This window comes from Pseudoalteromonas sp. G5_S1_14_S5 (assembly GCF_054968605.1).
The window spans coordinates 43,060-59,428 of the sequence record NZ_JBQKUM010000029.1 but is presented as its reverse complement, the minus strand read 5'-3'; the positions used below and the strand labels follow the sequence as shown (position 1 = coordinate 59,428).

The window sequence follows — 16,369 nt, the reverse complement described above, 5'->3', positions numbered from 1 at the left end:
CATTCAAGTTGAAAGGCCAGCAGAAATGCTGGCCTTTTTGCTATCTGGTTTCATATCTATCGGCTTTTCTAAATTCCGTTGTCTTTTGTTTATCAAATGGGCACCTCTAGCTCATAACCCATATCTTTGTATCTCGTGTTGTTGATTTTTCACTACATATAGGTGTATACCGATCGAGTCGAGCAGTTGACATGGTCGTGTGTAAGAAAACATTTCTGAGTATTATTTATTGGCTTCTCTCTAGAGCCAAACGCTGTTGCTCAGAAGTTCATCGCAGTTTCTACTGGCCGTAGCCTAGGTTTTGAAAACATGGGTATGGACGGATGGATCACGTGTTTCGTACACGGCATCTTCTGTGACCTAATGGTTTGTCTTGGCGGAATTGGTAACATGACAGCACGCACTGTATCTGGCCGTGTAGCAATGATGTGGTTCCCAATCTTCATCTTCTTCGCACTAGTATTTGAGCACACAGTAGTTAACATATTCCTATTCCCACTGAGTACGATTTTTGGTGCTGACTTCGGTATCGCGACTTGGTTGAACTTTAACCTTATCTCAACAATCCTAGGTAACATCGTTGGTGGCTTATTCCTAACATGGGTTTCACTATTCCTAATTCACGCTAGAACAGCTCCTTCTTTAGGCGCTAAGTAATTCGAATACTCTAGGTTAATGAGTCATTGATAAAGTCTGTTAAGCCCCAAACTCTTGATTTGGAGCTTTTTTGATCTCAACACACTCTACTTAGATAGCAATGCCCCCTAGTTGGGCTACATGTGCACGAGAATGGTGCAAATATCAGTGTTTACCAACGTAATAGATTGTTTTGTTATATAACCTTCTATCTTGATTAGAATTAATCGTGAAGTTTTACAGCAACAACTGATAGTCTAAGAAGTAGGGATATTGATGATTCATTGAATGATGAATCATCAAACAGAATTAAGCTTGAAATATAACAAGCTAACTTTCGGAGCAAAGTATGTCAGAAGTATCGCCATCGAATGTTAATAAAGAAAGCAATGGATTTGTATCACTGGTTGGTGCAGGGCCTGGTGATCCAGACCTGTTAACTCTAAAAGCAGCACGCGTCATCCAACAAGCGGATGTACTGGTTTACGATCGCTTGGTATCAAAAGATATCTTGGCGATGGCAAACCCAGAGGCAGAGATGTTGTATGTGGGGAAAAAGCTCGATCACCACTGTGTTCCACAAGACCAGATCAACCAATTACTGGTCACTAAAGCTGAGGAAAACAAGCACGTTGTTCGCCTTAAAGGTGGTGACTCGTTTATCTTCGGGCGTGGTGGGGAAGAGTGTGAAACGCTTGCTGAGAACGACGTTAAATTTGAAGTCATTCCTGGTATTACTGCCGCTGCGGGTGCTACGGCTTATGCGGGTATTTCACTGACGCATCGCGACCACGCTCAAAGTGTTCAGTTTATCACTGGTCACCTTAAAAAAGACGGTGAAGATATTGATTGGCCATCTCTGGCACAACACAACCATACCATCGTGTTCTATATGGGATTAAAAGAGAGCCCGAATATTCAAAAGAACCTGCTTGATAACGGTATGCGTGCGGATATGCCCGTGGCGATTATAGAAAACGGTACACGCCAAGAACAGAAGGTGTTTCGAGGTGGGTTGAGTGATCTAGCAAACCTCGCGAGTGTCGCGATGAGCCCCGCACTAATTGTGGTTGGAAGTGTGGCCCAACTACATGACAAACTTGATTGGTTTAATAAGTAATTGATTCAAAAATTAACTTTCGTGCAGTGAGTCAGATACTGCAGCGGCTGCTTTGTTGTTGCATTTCTTGTTGGCGCATTGGCATTTCATCAATAATGTTGGTGATGAGGTTCCAATCCGTTTTACCATTCCAACGATGTTTTTCTTTTCCGTCTTTGCCAATTAACACTGCAGTATGAGAGCCTTTGGGAATCTCATAAATGCTAGTCACTGCTTCTAAGTTAAACTCTTCCTCAAGCCAAGTGGGAATGGTGTATCCGCTCTCTACTATCACCATTATGACAACATCTCTTTCATTTAGCTGGCAGTCATTGATCAGCGCTTCATTAAGAAACTCTTTTACCACGGAGTCTTCCTCTGGTGCGAAGTAAATGACGCTGCGATGAGGCAGTGGTTGAGAATGGGAGTAGGCTGGATAAGCAAACACCGAATGAGTGGAGAGGCTCAAAATCAACACTATGCTGAAAGTTATTAGCAAGAGTAAAGCTAACAAACTATTGGAAGGAGCTAGAGCGGATTTTGCGGTGTTGTCGAAGCTTACGTGCGGTTTGTGTTTTTGTCGGTGTAGCATAGCCAACCTCCCTTAAGTAGCCTGTTAGCTTTACTTGTATCTCTAATCGCTAGCACTTGTGTAATGGACAGCAAGGTCAAAAACGATCGTCCAGTTTGATAAACATCTATTGGACATAGTTAGGATTATGTTAAACATGCCTAGATTTACGTTAACCATAACCAACAGGTTCATATTTATTGGATAAAGCGACTCGCATTTTAGGGTTGAATAGAATAGGGTATACCGAAAATCTAAAGGTATGAATTATGGAAAACATAGCTATTTTGGTCGACGTTCAAAACGTTTACTACACAACACGAGACAAATATCGCTCTAATTTTGACTACAACCAATTTTGGTATGTAGCGACAGAAGGTCGAAGTGTTGTTGCGGCTCATGCGTATGCGATTTCTAGTCAAGATCCTAAGCAGCGTCAATTCCATCATATTCTGCGCGGTGTGGGTTTTGATGTGAAATTGAAGCCATTTATTCAGCGTCGTGATGGCAGTGCGAAAGGTGACTGGGATGTTGGCATTGCCTTAGATGCCATCGAACTAGCCGAGAATGTGGATACAATCATTTTAGTCTCTGGAGACGGGGACTTTGAGATCCTCGTGGAAAGAATTAAACAGCGCTTTGGCAAAAAAGTAGAAGTGTACGGTGTACCCGGGCTTACTGCTCAAAATCTTATCGATTCTGCGTCAAAGTTCGTTCCGATTGAAAAAGATTTCCTACTATAGAGGAAATCTCTCATTTATAATTGAAATTAACAGTAACGATAATTAAAATGCAAACTATTATTATTTGTCGGTTTGTATGATGTCGCGCGTTTTAGTTGTTGATGATGATATTCAGTTGTGTGAATTATTGGGTGAAGTTCTAGAGAATGAGGGGTATCACGTTGATACCGTTCATTGTGGTGAGGCTGCACTAGAGTTTATCCAATCCAATCTTGTTGATTTAGTGTTACTTGATGTGATGCTGCCTAACCTCAGCGGTATTCAAGTTGCAAGGCGCATCTGTCAGCGATTTGCTACGCCTATCTTGATGCTAACGGCACTCAATGACGATGCATCGATGCTTGATGGTTATCAAGCTGGAGCCGATCAATACATCGCTAAACCTTTCAATGTTCCTGAGCTACTGACTCGTATCAAGGTTATCTTACGTCGAGTTGGATTTGAGCGTCAGAGACAGTCTCTAGCTTCATCTAACCATGGTTTGTGTGAACAGATTTCTCGTTTACCCCTAACTGGTACAGAAAAAGATCTGCTTGATTATTTGATTAAGAATGACGGCATTGTTGTATCTAAGTCTGACTTACAAATACATGTCTTAAAGAAAGAGCTGTGTCCCTTTGATCGCAATTTAGACATGCACATCAGTAATATCCGTCGTAAGTTAGTACAGGCAGGGTTGTCTAAACAGCATATTAAAACGGTTCGTGGTAAAGGATATAGTTACTTAGAGTCGGTTGGAACATGAGTACCAAACTAATACGTTGCCCCGACTTCATTGCCAAACGTAAAGATGGATTAACGTTCCAACTTTTCTCATATCTGACGATCATCCTTGTCAGTATATTTATTTTTCAAGCGGTTGCCGAAAAGGCGTTGATGAAGGCACTACTTAAGGTGCCTGATTCTGTTAAGCAAGAAATGTTGGATCTCGCGTATCAAGCCGATGTGTTAATCGAAGATGGCGATATGGATGAATTGGCTGACTGGGCCAATGCTCAACAGTACTATTTGTTTGTTTTAGACAAAAATAATCATCCTCTGACACATCGGCACATGCACCCTCATTTTGAGTTCAAGTTACGTTTCTTGAGAACGTTGGATCATCAATTGGATGCCGTTGTTAATCGGCCAATTTTTGGTCTACCCCTAGAAAGCGGTAATAGCTTAGTTATCCAATTACCGCACCGATTCCATCCCGCAAATTCGTTTGGCTTGTATTCGTCATTGATGAAGGCATTCATCGCTTTCATGATCCTTTCTTTGTTCTCTTTAATTATGGCAAGAAGGCTTCAACAACCTTTAGATCGCTTGAGAGAGGCGAGTCGACGTTTAGCTGAAGGTGATTTCTCAGTGCAAGTCGTCTCTGAATTAAAATCAAACACACGAGAGTTCAATGAGCTCGCGGTGGATTTTGATCATATGACATTTGAGATTAAATCACTGGCAGAGAAGCAACGCCGCTTGATAAGAGATGTCTCACATGAGCTGAGAACCCCTTTAGCAAGGCAAAACCTCGCTCTGCACTTATTACGTAATGAGGTAGATGACAGGAGTGCTGGGCTGCTTGTTCGTATGGAAAGTGAAACCGAAGAGATGAACAAACTTGTGGGCGAAATCCTCGAGTTTAGTCGCTTAGAAACCTCTCGCTACGATTCCAAGCTTAGCTTGATGCAGCTAGAGCAATATTGCTCAATGCTTGTAGCGCAAATGCAAAATGATTTAAAGCCTAATCAAACATTAGTGGGGGATTTAGAGACTCCGACCTCGATGGTGAACATTGATGAGCGGTTGCTTTTAAGAGTAATCGGGAATTTGGTTGGCAATGCGATTAAGTATGCAGGTGAGCATGCACATATCTCGGTCACGACGTATGAAAAGACTGTTGATCAGCGTTACAGTGTCATTTCTGTAGAAGATGATGGAGAAGGAATTCCTGATACCCAAATTGCAGGTATCTTTGATCCTTTTACTCGTATTGAAACCGCTAGAGACAAGCAGTCTGGCGGCTACGGCCTAGGCCTTGCCATCGTTAAAGAGGCAATGGTTGTTATGAATGGTCATGTGACGGCGGAGAATAGAGAAAATGGGGGACTGAGAGTGAATCTAATGTTCCCAATTTGTGAGCCCGTTAATTGACCTTGCAGTTCCGGTTATATTGAGGCTTTAGTATTGATATTAATGGTTGATACCCAAACCCCATAAAAAACGCCACAGTAAATGCTGTGGCGTTTTTTGTGTTTATAGCTAAAGCGTAAGCCATTAATTACGCCATAGCTTGAAGCTTGGTTGCAAGATTACGCTTCTTGGCGTGATAGCTTAACTTCTTCTTCTTTCTCACCTGCTGTAGGGTCGTTGAAGCGAGACTCATCAAGAGCGCCTTCAGACTTAGCAACGATGATAGATACGGCACTATCACCTGTGATGTTTACAGCGGTACGGATCATGTCTAGAAGACGGTCAACCCCCATGATTAGAGCGATACCTTCTAGCGGTAGGCCGACTTGGTTCAATACCATCGCCAGCATAACCAGACCAACACCGGGAACACCTGCAGTACCAACAGACGCCAATGTCGCTGTTAGGATAACCATTAGGTAATCGCCCATAGTAAGGTCGATGTTGTATGCTTGTGCGATAAACGCAGTTGCAACACCTTGCATTATTGCAGTACCGTCCATGTTCACTGTTGCACCCAGTGGTACAGTGAATGAAGCAACTTTGTTGTCTACACCCATGCGGTTCTTAGCGGTTTCCATTGTTACAGGAATCGTTGCGTTTGAAGAGGCCGTTGAGAACGCAAACATGATCGCATCTTCCATCTTACGCAGGAACGTAATAGGGCTAAGGCCAGTGAACCCTTTAAGCATTGCACTGTAAGTCACTAAACCATGCAATAGGAGAGTGCCTGCAAGTACAAGGAAGTATTCTGCTAAGCTCCAAATTGCGTCCAAACCTAAACCAGAGAAAAGTCTTGCCATTAGGAAGAAGACGCCAAAAGGAGCAAGGTTCATCAGTAGAGCAACAAGCTTCATGATCACTTCGTTTAGGTCTGCAAATACAGCAGCAATACGTTCACCTGGTTTACCAGCAGCACTAATCGCGATACCGAATAGCACAGCAAATACGATCACTTGTAGTGTTTTGCCCTCAGCCATCGCCTGGATAGGGTTGGTTGGGAACATATTGATGATGACTTGGCCCAAAGAGGGGGCATCCGCTGATTTGAAAGAGCTCGCAGCAGCCAGATCCGCACCAGCACCTGGTTGGAACAGGTTACCGATCGTCAATGCTAGAGTGATAGCAACGGCTGTAGTACCGATATAAAGTGCAAGCGTTTTGCCACCCATACGACCAAGAGTTGATAAGTCTTTAAGGGAACTTGTACCACACACTAGCGACACGAAGACTAGAGGGACAACAAGCATTTTTAAACTGGCGACAAAAATTTGTCCGCCTACTTCAAAGAATCCATTAACGATGTAGTTGTTAACAAATCCACTTTCTGAAAAAAGGGATTGAATGGCAAATCCCGTTAATATACCTGCGACCATACCAAGAATTACTCGGCCAGTCAGAGACATAGGTTTTTTGGTATTCATTTAGAACACTCCTTATTATTTATAACTTTGATACCTTTTCAAAGTGAGCAGGAGATTAGCAGTCGGATAATCAAATCGAAAAACAAAAAATGAGTTTGGAATTATAGATGTGATCAAAATCACTGATAACCGTATGAATTAAACAAATTTAAATAAAGAAATTCACTATTAATTAACATCTATCGAGGCTTTTATACATAAAAACGCGAAATCAAAGCTAATAAATAAGAGAAGATAAAATTTTTAACGGTGGTGGTGGGGGACCCGAACAAAAGCACTTCTAAGTATATGTATTGAATCAGGTTCTGTTACATCTAATCAATACGCTTACCAAGACCTTTCAAAACTTTACGAATGCAAAGAATGTAAATTCAATGCAAATGGTAATAGTTATCACTTATATTCTCTCGCGAAAAGATTCAGTGATACCGGTAACGGTTCTGCGAGCACATCAAATAATTATTCAAAGTGCTCGTACAAAAAGAATAAAAGCGGAGTAAAGGACATGTTTTCAAAGAGCCCATTGGCTTTAGTGATCGGCGCAGTATTAGCTTCACCAGCAGTATTGGCAGAAACAGCAAAAACAGACGAGCACATGGTTGTTGAAGGTCGTGACTACGGTTACAAAGCCGACACGAATACAACAGCAATGCGCATGGAGGCGACTCAATTAGAGACTCCGGGACAAGTTTCAGTAATCGATGAACAAATTATCGATGAACAGCGTGCATCAACTCTTGGTGAAGTTCTAAAGAACGATGCATCTATTTCCGCGGGTTCAAAATCTACAAACCGTGAACGTTTCAATCTACGTGGTTTCGAACTAGATAGTGGTTCAAGCTACCTACGTGACGGTGTTCAACATTGGTCTCATTATCGTCAACCTATCGAACTTTTAGAGCGTGTAGAAGTGTTGAAAGGACCTGCTGGCCTCCTTTATGGTGAATCAACACCGGGTGGCTTAGTAAACATGGTATCTAAAAAGCCAACTTATGAGACACAAGTGTCTGTTAGCCAAGATATTGGTTCAGATAACTACACTCGTACAGTTGCAGATGTGAGCGGCTCTTTAAACGAAGCTCAAACGTTGAGAGCACGAGCTATCGTCTCTCAAGAAAATCAAGACTCTTACCGCACACGCTTTGATGGCACAGATGTTGAAACAGACCGTTTTGTTGGGGGCCTATTCGTTGATTACGATATCAATGAAGATGTGATGCTTTCTATGCACTACGATCGCACTCAAGAATTGGGTGATTTAGATAATGGCTCGAAGATCGATACTGCCACAGGCAAAGCGATCAATCCAGATACGGTCAATGACCAACGTTTTGCTCAAACAGACAATGACGTTGCGAATTACGGTGCTGTAATTGCTGCAAACCTAAATGAAACATGGTCAGTTAAAACAGGTATCAGCCGTCAGTTCTATGAGCGCCGACGTACTGAATCTGATAACGGTGTAGATTCGCAAAAAGATAGAAGCGGTAATATTACTGGTTACGGTTACAAAGTATCTGACCGTCACGATGAATGGACTTTCGATACTGCTTACCTAGATTTTACTGGTGACTTTGATGCGTTTGGCGTTAATCACCGAATGCTAATTGGTGCAAACGGCCTACATTACGATTACAAGCAGCTTTACTCTTCTGATTATGCATGTTTAAGCGCTACTGAAGCGGAAGCGGTAAAAGCTTGTGGCAACGGTTTTGATATGCCTTCTGATATCAGCTATCACAATGATGATGCGCTATCTCATTCAGAAAGTAAGCATTATGGCTTCTATCTACAAGATTTAGTAACGTTCAATGAACAATGGCAAGTTCTTGCAGGTGCACGTTTTGCGTACGACAAAACTATTAGCAGCAAAGGTAAAGAAGAGAGTTTTAACAATGTTCTTCCTAAGCTCGGTGTAATTTACTCACCGGTATCGAATGGCTCGATATACACAGTATATTCAGAAAGCTTTGAACCAGTTGGTGAAATTACTGACCAAGACGATGTGAACTTTGGTCAATCGCAAGACGCTAAGAAAGGTACTTTGTATGAAGTTGGTACAAAGTGGGAATTGTTTGATGAGCGTCTACTTGTTTCTGGTGCAGTGTTCCAAATCACTCAATCAAATATTCAAGTGACAGAAGACGTAGATCCTAACGCTAATAACGGAAAAGAAACACGTACTTCTCAAGTTGGAGAACAGGTTCATACTGGTGTTGAACTATCTGCAACTGGCTACCTAACTAATGCGTTGTCTCTAAGTGCATCTACAATGTTCCTTGATGCAGAATATAAGAATGATCCAGAGCGAGAAGGCAAGACACCGGCCGACGTGCCAGAGTTCACGGCAAGCATCTGGTCTACTTATGCATTTAACAACGGTACTGACGTAAACCTAGGTGTATACCACGTCGGTGAGCGTTACACAGAAAGCTCTAACACATTTAAGAAAGACGCATATACTCGTGTAGATATGGGCATTGCACATACTATCAAATATGACGAGAACTTAGATTTTGTTGCTCGCTTCAATGTAGAGAACTTATTTGATACTGACTACCTAGAAGGCGGTAGCACACGTGGTGTAGTAGTTGGTGAAGGCCGTAACTACATGGCGACTTTACAGGTGAAATACTAATTTGTTGGTAGGGTGCTATTAATAATCTAAATACTAAGGGGAAGGTTTTGGCTTTCCCCTTTCGTGATTCTGCTATTTAGTAAAAATATCCCTAGTAATGCGAATGATTTTTAATGATAATGAGACTGCTTATCAATAAAATTCATTTGAACTTCTTCTACAGTAAATGACTACAATTATGAATCTTTTAAAAACTAGCCTAGCACTTGCGATCAGTTTGGTTGCAACGTCTTCGATGGCAAACAGCTTAGATCAAGCTCAATCAATTCAAAACAAGACCAATAACGCGTCGGCTTCGAGCCAAAAGGTTATTGATAAAAGCTCACAAGCAACACTCATGCTGCAAGCTGAAATTGAGCGTCTTCAAGAAGAAGTCAAAAACTTAGAAATTTATCATGATCACCTTGCTGCTCTGGTTGAAAGCCAAAATCAAGAAGCTCAAAGCATTGAAGGGCAGATCGAAGAAATTAAATACACACGCCAAGGTGTCGTGCCTTTGATGTATCAAATGATCGATGGCCTGCAACAGCTGGTAGAAAAAGACGTGCCGATTAAGAAAGAGCAGCGTCTAGAGAGAGTTGAAAAGCTTCAAGCAATGATGACTCGTGCAGACGTAAGTGATGCTGAGAAATATCGTCGTATTCTAGAGGCTTACCAAATTGAGATGGACTACGGCATTAAGCTTGGTGCATACCAAGGTCGCGTAGAACTGGCGAGTGATAAAACGATTGAAGCAGACGTACTGTACTTAGGACGCATTTCTTTAGTTGCTCGTAACTTAAATGGCAGCCAATACTGGGCTTGGAATCAAACAGCAGCTCAATGGCAAGAAGTTGATTCTTCGATGAAGTCTGAGCTCGATAAAGCGTACGATATTGCTAGCCAACAAGCGGCTCCAAGCTTGATTACTTTACCTGTTTCTTTAACTGTTGCGGAGGTTAAGTAATGAACTTAAAGCCATTAGCAGCATTGCTTTGTATCACGTCTATTTCCTTTTCTGCTTTCTCTGCTTCTGATTCAACGGCTCAGTTAGTGAACAAAGCGAAGTCAGAAAATCGAGCACAAGCGTCTCACAACGTTGCTCGTGAATCTGGCTTCAAGAAAACTGAACAAGAACTAAGAGCGATTAAAGCGCAACTTGAAGCGAAACGTACATCAGTTCAAAACGCAACAGACGTGCTTACTCAAACGTTTAGCGATAACGAAAATAAGTTGGCTCGCTTAGAAGAAAAACTTCGTCTAGAAACAGGTAGCCTTGGTGAGCTATTCGGTGTTGTTCGTCAAAACGCGAAAGAACTGGGCGCAGAGCTTAGCTCTACTGTAAACAGTGTTGATCGCGCTGAGTATACAGCGACCGTTGAACAAATTATCGATGCGAAATCATTACCATCAATGCCTCAGCTTTCTGGCTTGTGGATGAGTATGGTAGAGCAGATTCAAGCGAGCTCTGAGCTTAGCAAATCTCAAATTGCTTTCATTAATGGTGAAGGTAATACTCAAAATGTTGATGCTTATCGCTTGGGCTCGATTGGCCTAGTGACAGATCAAGGTTACGTTAGTTGGAACACTCAACGTGAAGACGCAATCGCATACCTTAAGCAGCCAGAAAATGGTCCAACGCTAACATCACTTTCTTCACTGGCAAATGGTGAAGTAGCAAGTATTGTTGTCGATCCTTCACGTGGATTCATGTTGGAGCAGTTGGCGCTAACACCTAGTCTATCTGATCGCCTTCAAGCGGGTGGTGTAGTTGGTAAAGTGATTCTTGGCTTACTGGCTATTGGTTTAATTATCGCATTGGTTCGTGGCGTGTCTCTATCAATTGCTCGTCAGAAAATTCGTGCGCAACTTAAGAACCCTGAGCAAGCGGGCGATAACCCACTAGGTCGTGTTCTTGCCGTGTACAACAAAGAGCAAAACCAAACGGTTGAAGCGTTAGAGTTACGTTTACTAGAAGCGGTTGTTGATGAACAAACTCACTTAGAGAAAGGTCTATCAATGCTTAAGTTATTGGCAGCGCTAGCACCAATGTTAGGCCTTCTCGGTACAGTAACGGGTATGATCGAAACGTTCCAAGTGATCACACAGTTTGGTAACGGCGACCCGAAAGTAATGGCGGGCGGTATTTCGATGGCGCTTGTAACAACCGTACTTGGTCTTGTTGCTGCAATGCCTCTTCTATTGGCACACAACATTCTTAGCACTCAAGCAGAAAACATTCGCAATATCCTTGAGAAGCAAGGTATTGGTCTTGTTGCTGAGCAGGCTGAAAAGACAACTGAATCGAGTGCTGTTGTGTCACCAGTTGGGACTGCTGCGTAATGGATATTTTGTCGGGTTCTCTATTACCAGCGAGTTGGTTAACGAGTGACTGGCTGCTGTCTTTATCAAGCTTTATGGAGCAGGGCGGTTTCGTCTTGTGGTGGCTAGCGGCTGTTGTCCTAGTGTATTGGGTGCTTGTGGTAGAGCGTGTGTTATATCTCGCGTTCTATTTTCCTAAGCAGCGCCAAGCTTGGATAGCAAAGTGGCATGAAAGAGAAGATCATTCTTCTTGGCATGCCAGGGCCATTCGTGAAGGTTGGTTAGGTCAGGCCAGTATCTTGCTTAACCAAAACTTGAACTTTATTAAGCTATTAGTGGCTATCTGTCCGATGTTGGGCTTGTTAGGTACCGTAACTGGTATGATTTCTGTCTTTGATGTCATGGCGACACAAGGCAGTAGTGACCCTAAATTAATGGCTTCAGGCATTTCGTTGGCAACACTGCCAACCATGGCGGGTATGGTAGCAGCCTTGGCGGGTATGTTCGTACACGCTAGATTAGCCAAAGTGTGCAACCGCTTAGAATTGAAATTAGAAAAATCTTTAAGGAGTCAACGATGAGACTCGGTCGACGTCATTCTAAAAACGAAGAGGCTCAAATAGACCTAACTTCGATGCTTGATATCGTATTTATCATGCTTATTTTCTTTATTGTGACCAGTTCATTTGTTCGTGAATCAGGGGTTGAAGTTAATCGCCCACAAGCTTCTAACGTAGTAAGCCAAAAGGATGCGGGCATCTTTGTTGCGATTACTTCTGCTAACGACATCTTTATTGATAAACGTGTCGTTGATGTTGAACGCGTTCAAGCGACGCTAGAGCATTTATTACTAGAACAACCGGATGCTTCTTTGGTTATCCAAGCTGATGAACACGCATACAATGGTACTGTTGTAAAAGTGATGGATGCTGCTAAAGGTGCGGGTGTTAAAAACATTGCACTTGCTGCTGATAAGCGATGATCTTGGAGGATCTTTATAAATGATTCGCCTATTTCTTGCTTTACCGTTAGCGGGCGCACTGGGCTTAGCACTTTTTTCTTTCATGGCTTGGATGGTCGACAATGGTCACCAACGTTCACCAGATGAGACTGAGACGTTAAGTTTCAACATGGTGATGGTGGAACAGGAACAAGAAGTTCAAAGAAGACAACGTGCTGTCCCTGAAAAACCAGAAATGCCAGAGCCGCCACCGGAAGCGCAGACGTCTCAGTCACAAGCTGAAGTAACGCCTCTGAACTCGATGTCTTCATTACCTTCATTGGATTTGAATACATCCATTGATGGTTTAGCGATTAATGCACCAACATTTTCTGACTTTGGATCAAACCAACAGGCGATGCCGCTTTATCGAGTGGAACCTCGTTATCCAGCCAAAGCACTCAAACGTGGTGCTGAAGGCTTCGTTATTATGTCGTTTACGATTGATGAAACGGGGCGGCCTGTCGATATTAAAGTTACTGATGCAAACCCGCGTCGTATGTTTGAACGTGAAGCGATGAGAGCACTTAAAAACTGGAAGTACCAACCAAAAGTTGTCGATGGAAAAGCGATAGCTCAAGTTGGTCAAACAGTGAAACTAGAGTTTAAGTTGGCAAAATGATGAAACAGATATGGATATTAGTGGGCTTATTGTTATTGCCCTTCACAACGCAGGCACAAGAGCTGTCTCAATATACTGCTATTCGTGTTCAAAAAGCACATAACCTTGCTCAAGAAGAAAAGGTAAAGCAGGCGATTGATGTTCTCGCTAATCTAGAGCTATCTAAAGGCTACGACAAAGCTTATGTGGCTCGTATGCTGGGTGTTTACTATTGGCAAGACGGTAAAACGGAAGCCGCTATTAAGCAGCTGACGTACGCGGTCGACACTAACTTGCTTGTGGATGAGCAAGCATGGGTGACCAAACGCATGCTTGCTGATCTTCTATTAAATGATCAGCAGTTCACAAATGCGCTACCATATTACTATGAGCTAGTAAAAACGGCGCCAGAGACAGAAAAGAAAGATGTGCTTTGGATGCGAATTGCACAAGCGGAATACCAAATCGAAAACTGGTCAAAAGTGCTGGTGGCCATTGGTAATCACGACAAGTTCAATTCTAAGCCACAGCTATCGCCATTATCGCTAAAGCTGGGTGCACAGCTGCAGTTAAAGCAGTGGAAGCAATCCATTCCAACGTTGGAGAGTCTTATCGAACTCCAACCTGAGAAAGATAATTGGTGGCGTCAGCTTGTTGGTATTCAGCTACAGTTAGAGCGCAGCAGAGATGCTTTGAATACATTGGCGTTAGCAGATCTACATGGTGTTGAGTTGAAAGACTCGGACCGTCGACTTCTTGCTCAGTTGTACGCAAAACAAGGCATTCCAGAGCGCGCAGCTCAAGAGATCGCTAAGCTAGATGACGCGAACAGTGATGTTAAGCTTTTGGCTGAGCAAGCTACATACTGGCAGCTAGCTAAAGAGTGGGACAACGCGATTGATGTTTGGACACTAGCATCTAAAAAGGACAGTCAATACCATTGGAATGTGGCTCAACTGCTTGTTCAACAAGGATACTACGACAGAGCACTAGTTGTTCTAGATAAAGTGAAAGACAAAAACAAACAAGCCGATGTTGCTTTAGCGAAAGTACGTTCATGGTACAAGCTCAAGAACCTGAATAATGCACTGGTTCAAGCGAAACGCGCGGATAACATTGAACCTTCCTCCGAAGCGAAAGGTTGGATTAAGTTTTTGACTCAACTAAGAACGGTCAGCGACAACGGCAATGTCTGATAGCTTAAAGCTCTAACAAAAGGTGTCATTTGATTGTTCAAGTGACACCTTTTTATTTTTTAGACTACGTGAAAAGCAATAGAGCTAAAGAGTAGAGGGATGCATTATGGGCTGCACATCGTCCCGCTTGGTGAGCCACTTTCAATTACGACACTCGCATTAACCACCCAGTTAATGGTGCAGTCTCGAAACGGGTTTTTAAACGCATGCAAGGTGTAACCATTGTCTAGTGCATTTTGGGTCTCAACCCAAGCATGTTTCGGGACTCCCAAAAACTGATAGGACGTGAACGTTCTGTTAGATACGTTCCTGCACATCAGTTATGTTTGAGCCAATGTATTGTTGGATTTGCTCTTCCGTACTGGCTATCTGACTTAAACATGCTGAAATTAGCACAGCTAAAGTCAATATGATAATACGCATTTCCTTTTAGCTTGTTTGCTTCATTCAAGAATTTCCTAAACTTTATCCTTTAAAGCCACAACAGCCATCACTCACTAGGTCTAAATATAAGAGCGAGGCTTCAGTATTTGAGCATACTGCGTGATTAATGCTGCTGTGTACACGTTAGCAAGAATATGCATCCAGTTCGATTATATCGTGTGTAATGATATGTAAATTTCCCAGCGTGTCTCGGAAAACGTAAACAATGTAAATTGAATGCCAATACGAATGATTATCAACTAAATTATCGCCATAAAATTTATAGGTAATGGTTTGTATGTCGTTAAAAAGTAGGGCAGTTCAGTCATGGGCTCGTCGACTTCATGTTTATATTTCTATGGCGCTCCTGTTTGTAGTTCTTTTTTTCTCAGTGACAGGTATCACCCTGAACCGACCTGAGCTATTTGAATCAAGCCAGCCAAATATCCAACGCTCTACACTGACACTTCCTACGAGCTTGTTCACCATTCAAGACGGTCGATTGAAAGCCGATCAAACGGCTTTCGAAACGTTTCTGTTTGAAGAAGCGAACTTGTCTGGCGTTCCCTCAGGTTTGGACATTTACGCAGAGATCGAAGACGGTGAGCTGCTCCTTGGCGAAGTGTCTATGGACTTCAAAGGCCCGGGCTATAACGCTTCCGTTTTCGTTGATGTCACGTCTGAAATTGTCGAAGTCGAGACAACTAATTACGGTGTTATCGCACTGCTGAATGACCTTCATAAAGGGCGTAACAGTGGTGAAGTTTGGAAGTGGTTTATCGATATCACAGCGCTATTGATGATCTTCTTTGTGCTTACTGGCGTCTGCTTACTGTTACCTAAGAAAAAGACACTCAATACCTCCATCAAATGGACGGTGTTTGGGTCTGCGATCTCATTAGTTATCTATTTTGTCGCCGTGCCTTAATTATCTGATTCGATTGATGATTCATATTGAAGAGTGAACTTAGGGTTAAACGGATTTAAAAGGTTGTTAAACATGAAAAAAATGAACTGGAGTAAAGCGCTGCTTGCTTTATCTCTTTTCCCAAGCCTTGGTATGGCACAAGCGATCCCTGAAACGGCAAAGCTGGATGTGAGTTTTGAACTTCCAAAAATTGATACCTCAATGTATGCACGCCCTTATGTGGCGGTGTGGGTAGAGAACAGCGAAAGAAAGCCTGTCAAAACGGTCGAGCTTTGGGTTGGTAAAGACGAGTGGCTTAAAGACCTACGTAGCTGGTGGAGAAAAGTTGGCCGTTACGATCGTGAATTGGTTGATGCGGTGACGTCTGCGACACGTCCTGCGGGTCAATACCGTTTTGTTTGGGATGGAAAGAGCGACAGCGGTGAAACGCTTGAACAAGGTGAGTATACGGTTCATATCGAAGTGGTTCGTGAACATGGTGGTCGTAACTACCTTCGCCAAAAAGTATCTCTTACGGATTCAAACGCATCTTACGCATTAAAAGCAACAGAAGAGACGGGTGAAATCACCTTGAACTACATCGCTAAAAAGTAAGTGCGAACAGTAAAAGCATACTGAACAGAATAGAAAGTCG

At 42.7% G+C, this 16,369-nt stretch carries 16 protein-coding genes; 14 read left to right on the top strand and 2 right to left on the bottom strand.

The genetic code is table 11. The features are described 5' to 3' along the window. The first annotated feature begins 228 nt into the window (after window positions 1-228). Together ACTRWI_RS10820 and cobA are read left to right on the top strand one after the other, a co-directional pair. Window positions 229-657: a formate/nitrite transporter family protein gene (locus ACTRWI_RS10820; protein ID WP_499131252.1), complete on the top strand. Its 429-nt coding sequence runs from the start codon at window positions 229-231 to the stop codon at window positions 655-657. Window positions 658-985: 328 nt separating this feature from the next. Next, window positions 986-1,756 (top strand): uroporphyrinogen-III C-methyltransferase, encoded by a 771-nt coding sequence (gene cobA, locus ACTRWI_RS10815; RefSeq protein ID WP_499131250.1) that lies wholly within the window; start codon window positions 986-988, stop codon window positions 1,754-1,756. A gap of 31 nt (window positions 1,757-1,787) precedes the next feature. Here cobA and ACTRWI_RS10810 read toward each other — a convergent pair whose 3' ends face one another. Next, entirely contained in the window at window positions 1,788-2,204 is a 417-nt protein-coding gene (locus tag ACTRWI_RS10810; RefSeq protein WP_499131248.1) for a DUF4174 domain-containing protein, read from the bottom strand. Between the two features lie 371 nt (window positions 2,205-2,575). Between ACTRWI_RS10810 and ACTRWI_RS10805 the strand changes: the two genes are divergently transcribed. From ACTRWI_RS10805 to ACTRWI_RS10795, 3 genes are all read left to right on the top strand, one after another. Continuing rightward, a complete protein-coding gene (locus tag ACTRWI_RS10805; RefSeq protein WP_499131246.1) occupies window positions 2,576-3,049 on the top strand; it encodes a LabA-like NYN domain-containing protein in 474 nt (157 codons plus the stop codon). Between the two features lie 79 nt (window positions 3,050-3,128). After that, a complete protein-coding gene (locus ACTRWI_RS10800) occupies window positions 3,129-3,794 on the top strand; it encodes a response regulator transcription factor (RefSeq protein ID WP_499131245.1) in 666 nt (221 codons plus the stop codon). Next, on the top strand, window positions 3,791-5,185 hold the full coding sequence (locus ACTRWI_RS10795; RefSeq protein WP_499131244.1) for a sensor histidine kinase: 1,395 nt from the start codon (window positions 3,791-3,793) through the stop codon (window positions 5,183-5,185). The genes ACTRWI_RS10800 and ACTRWI_RS10795 overlap by 4 nt, the downstream gene beginning before the upstream one ends. 158 nt (window positions 5,186-5,343) lie before the next feature. Here ACTRWI_RS10795 and ACTRWI_RS10790 read toward each other — a convergent pair whose 3' ends face one another. After that, window positions 5,344-6,648, bottom strand: a complete 1,305-nt coding sequence (locus ACTRWI_RS10790; protein ID WP_499131242.1) for a dicarboxylate/amino acid:cation symporter — start codon at window positions 6,646-6,648, stop codon at window positions 5,344-5,346. Between the two features lie 505 nt (window positions 6,649-7,153). On the opposite strand from ACTRWI_RS10790, the gene ACTRWI_RS10785 reads away from it, so the two are divergent. The 9 genes from ACTRWI_RS10785 to ACTRWI_RS10745 all read left to right on the top strand — a co-directional run bounded on the left by ACTRWI_RS10785 (window position 7,154) and on the right by ACTRWI_RS10745 (window position 16,329). Further along, window positions 7,154-9,286 (top strand): TonB-dependent siderophore receptor, encoded by a 2,133-nt coding sequence (locus ACTRWI_RS10785; protein ID WP_499131241.1) that lies wholly within the window; start codon window positions 7,154-7,156, stop codon window positions 9,284-9,286. A 178-nt stretch (window positions 9,287-9,464) separates the two neighbouring features. Next, window positions 9,465-10,232 carry a DUF3450 domain-containing protein gene (locus ACTRWI_RS10780; RefSeq protein ID WP_499131240.1) on the top strand — a complete coding sequence of 256 codons (768 nt, stop codon included), beginning with the start codon at window positions 9,465-9,467 and terminating at the stop codon, window positions 10,230-10,232. Beyond that, the gene (locus tag ACTRWI_RS10775; protein ID WP_499131238.1) at window positions 10,232-11,608 is read left to right on the top strand and encodes a MotA/TolQ/ExbB proton channel family protein; all 1,377 of its coding nucleotides are present in this window, start codon (window positions 10,232-10,234) and stop codon (window positions 11,606-11,608) included. Before ACTRWI_RS10780 ends, ACTRWI_RS10775 begins: the two co-directional genes overlap by 1 nt. Further along, on the top strand, window positions 11,608-12,168 hold the full coding sequence (locus ACTRWI_RS10770) for a MotA/TolQ/ExbB proton channel family protein (protein ID WP_499131236.1): 561 nt from the start codon (window positions 11,608-11,610) through the stop codon (window positions 12,166-12,168). Before ACTRWI_RS10775 ends, ACTRWI_RS10770 begins: the two co-directional genes overlap by 1 nt. Beyond that, window positions 12,165-12,569, top strand: coding sequence for an ExbD/TolR family protein (locus ACTRWI_RS10765; RefSeq protein WP_004739212.1), 405 nt, complete (start codon window positions 12,165-12,167; stop codon window positions 12,567-12,569). Before ACTRWI_RS10770 ends, ACTRWI_RS10765 begins: the two co-directional genes overlap by 4 nt. A gap of 19 nt (window positions 12,570-12,588) precedes the next feature. Continuing rightward, window positions 12,589-13,209: an energy transducer TonB gene (locus tag ACTRWI_RS10760; RefSeq protein WP_499131229.1), complete on the top strand. Its 621-nt coding sequence runs from the start codon at window positions 12,589-12,591 to the stop codon at window positions 13,207-13,209. Beyond that, complete coding sequence (locus tag ACTRWI_RS10755; RefSeq protein WP_499131228.1) at window positions 13,206-14,384, top strand: tetratricopeptide repeat protein; 1,179 nt, start codon at window positions 13,206-13,208, stop codon at window positions 14,382-14,384. The genes ACTRWI_RS10760 and ACTRWI_RS10755 overlap by 4 nt, the downstream gene beginning before the upstream one ends. 721 nt (window positions 14,385-15,105) lie before the next feature. Next, window positions 15,106-15,735, top strand: coding sequence for a PepSY-associated TM helix domain-containing protein (locus ACTRWI_RS10750; RefSeq protein WP_171368631.1), 630 nt, complete (start codon window positions 15,106-15,108; stop codon window positions 15,733-15,735). A gap of 72 nt (window positions 15,736-15,807) precedes the next feature. Next, window positions 15,808-16,329, top strand: coding sequence for a DUF2271 domain-containing protein (locus tag ACTRWI_RS10745; RefSeq protein WP_499131226.1), 522 nt, complete (start codon window positions 15,808-15,810; stop codon window positions 16,327-16,329). Window positions 16,330-16,369 lie beyond the last annotated feature (40 nt).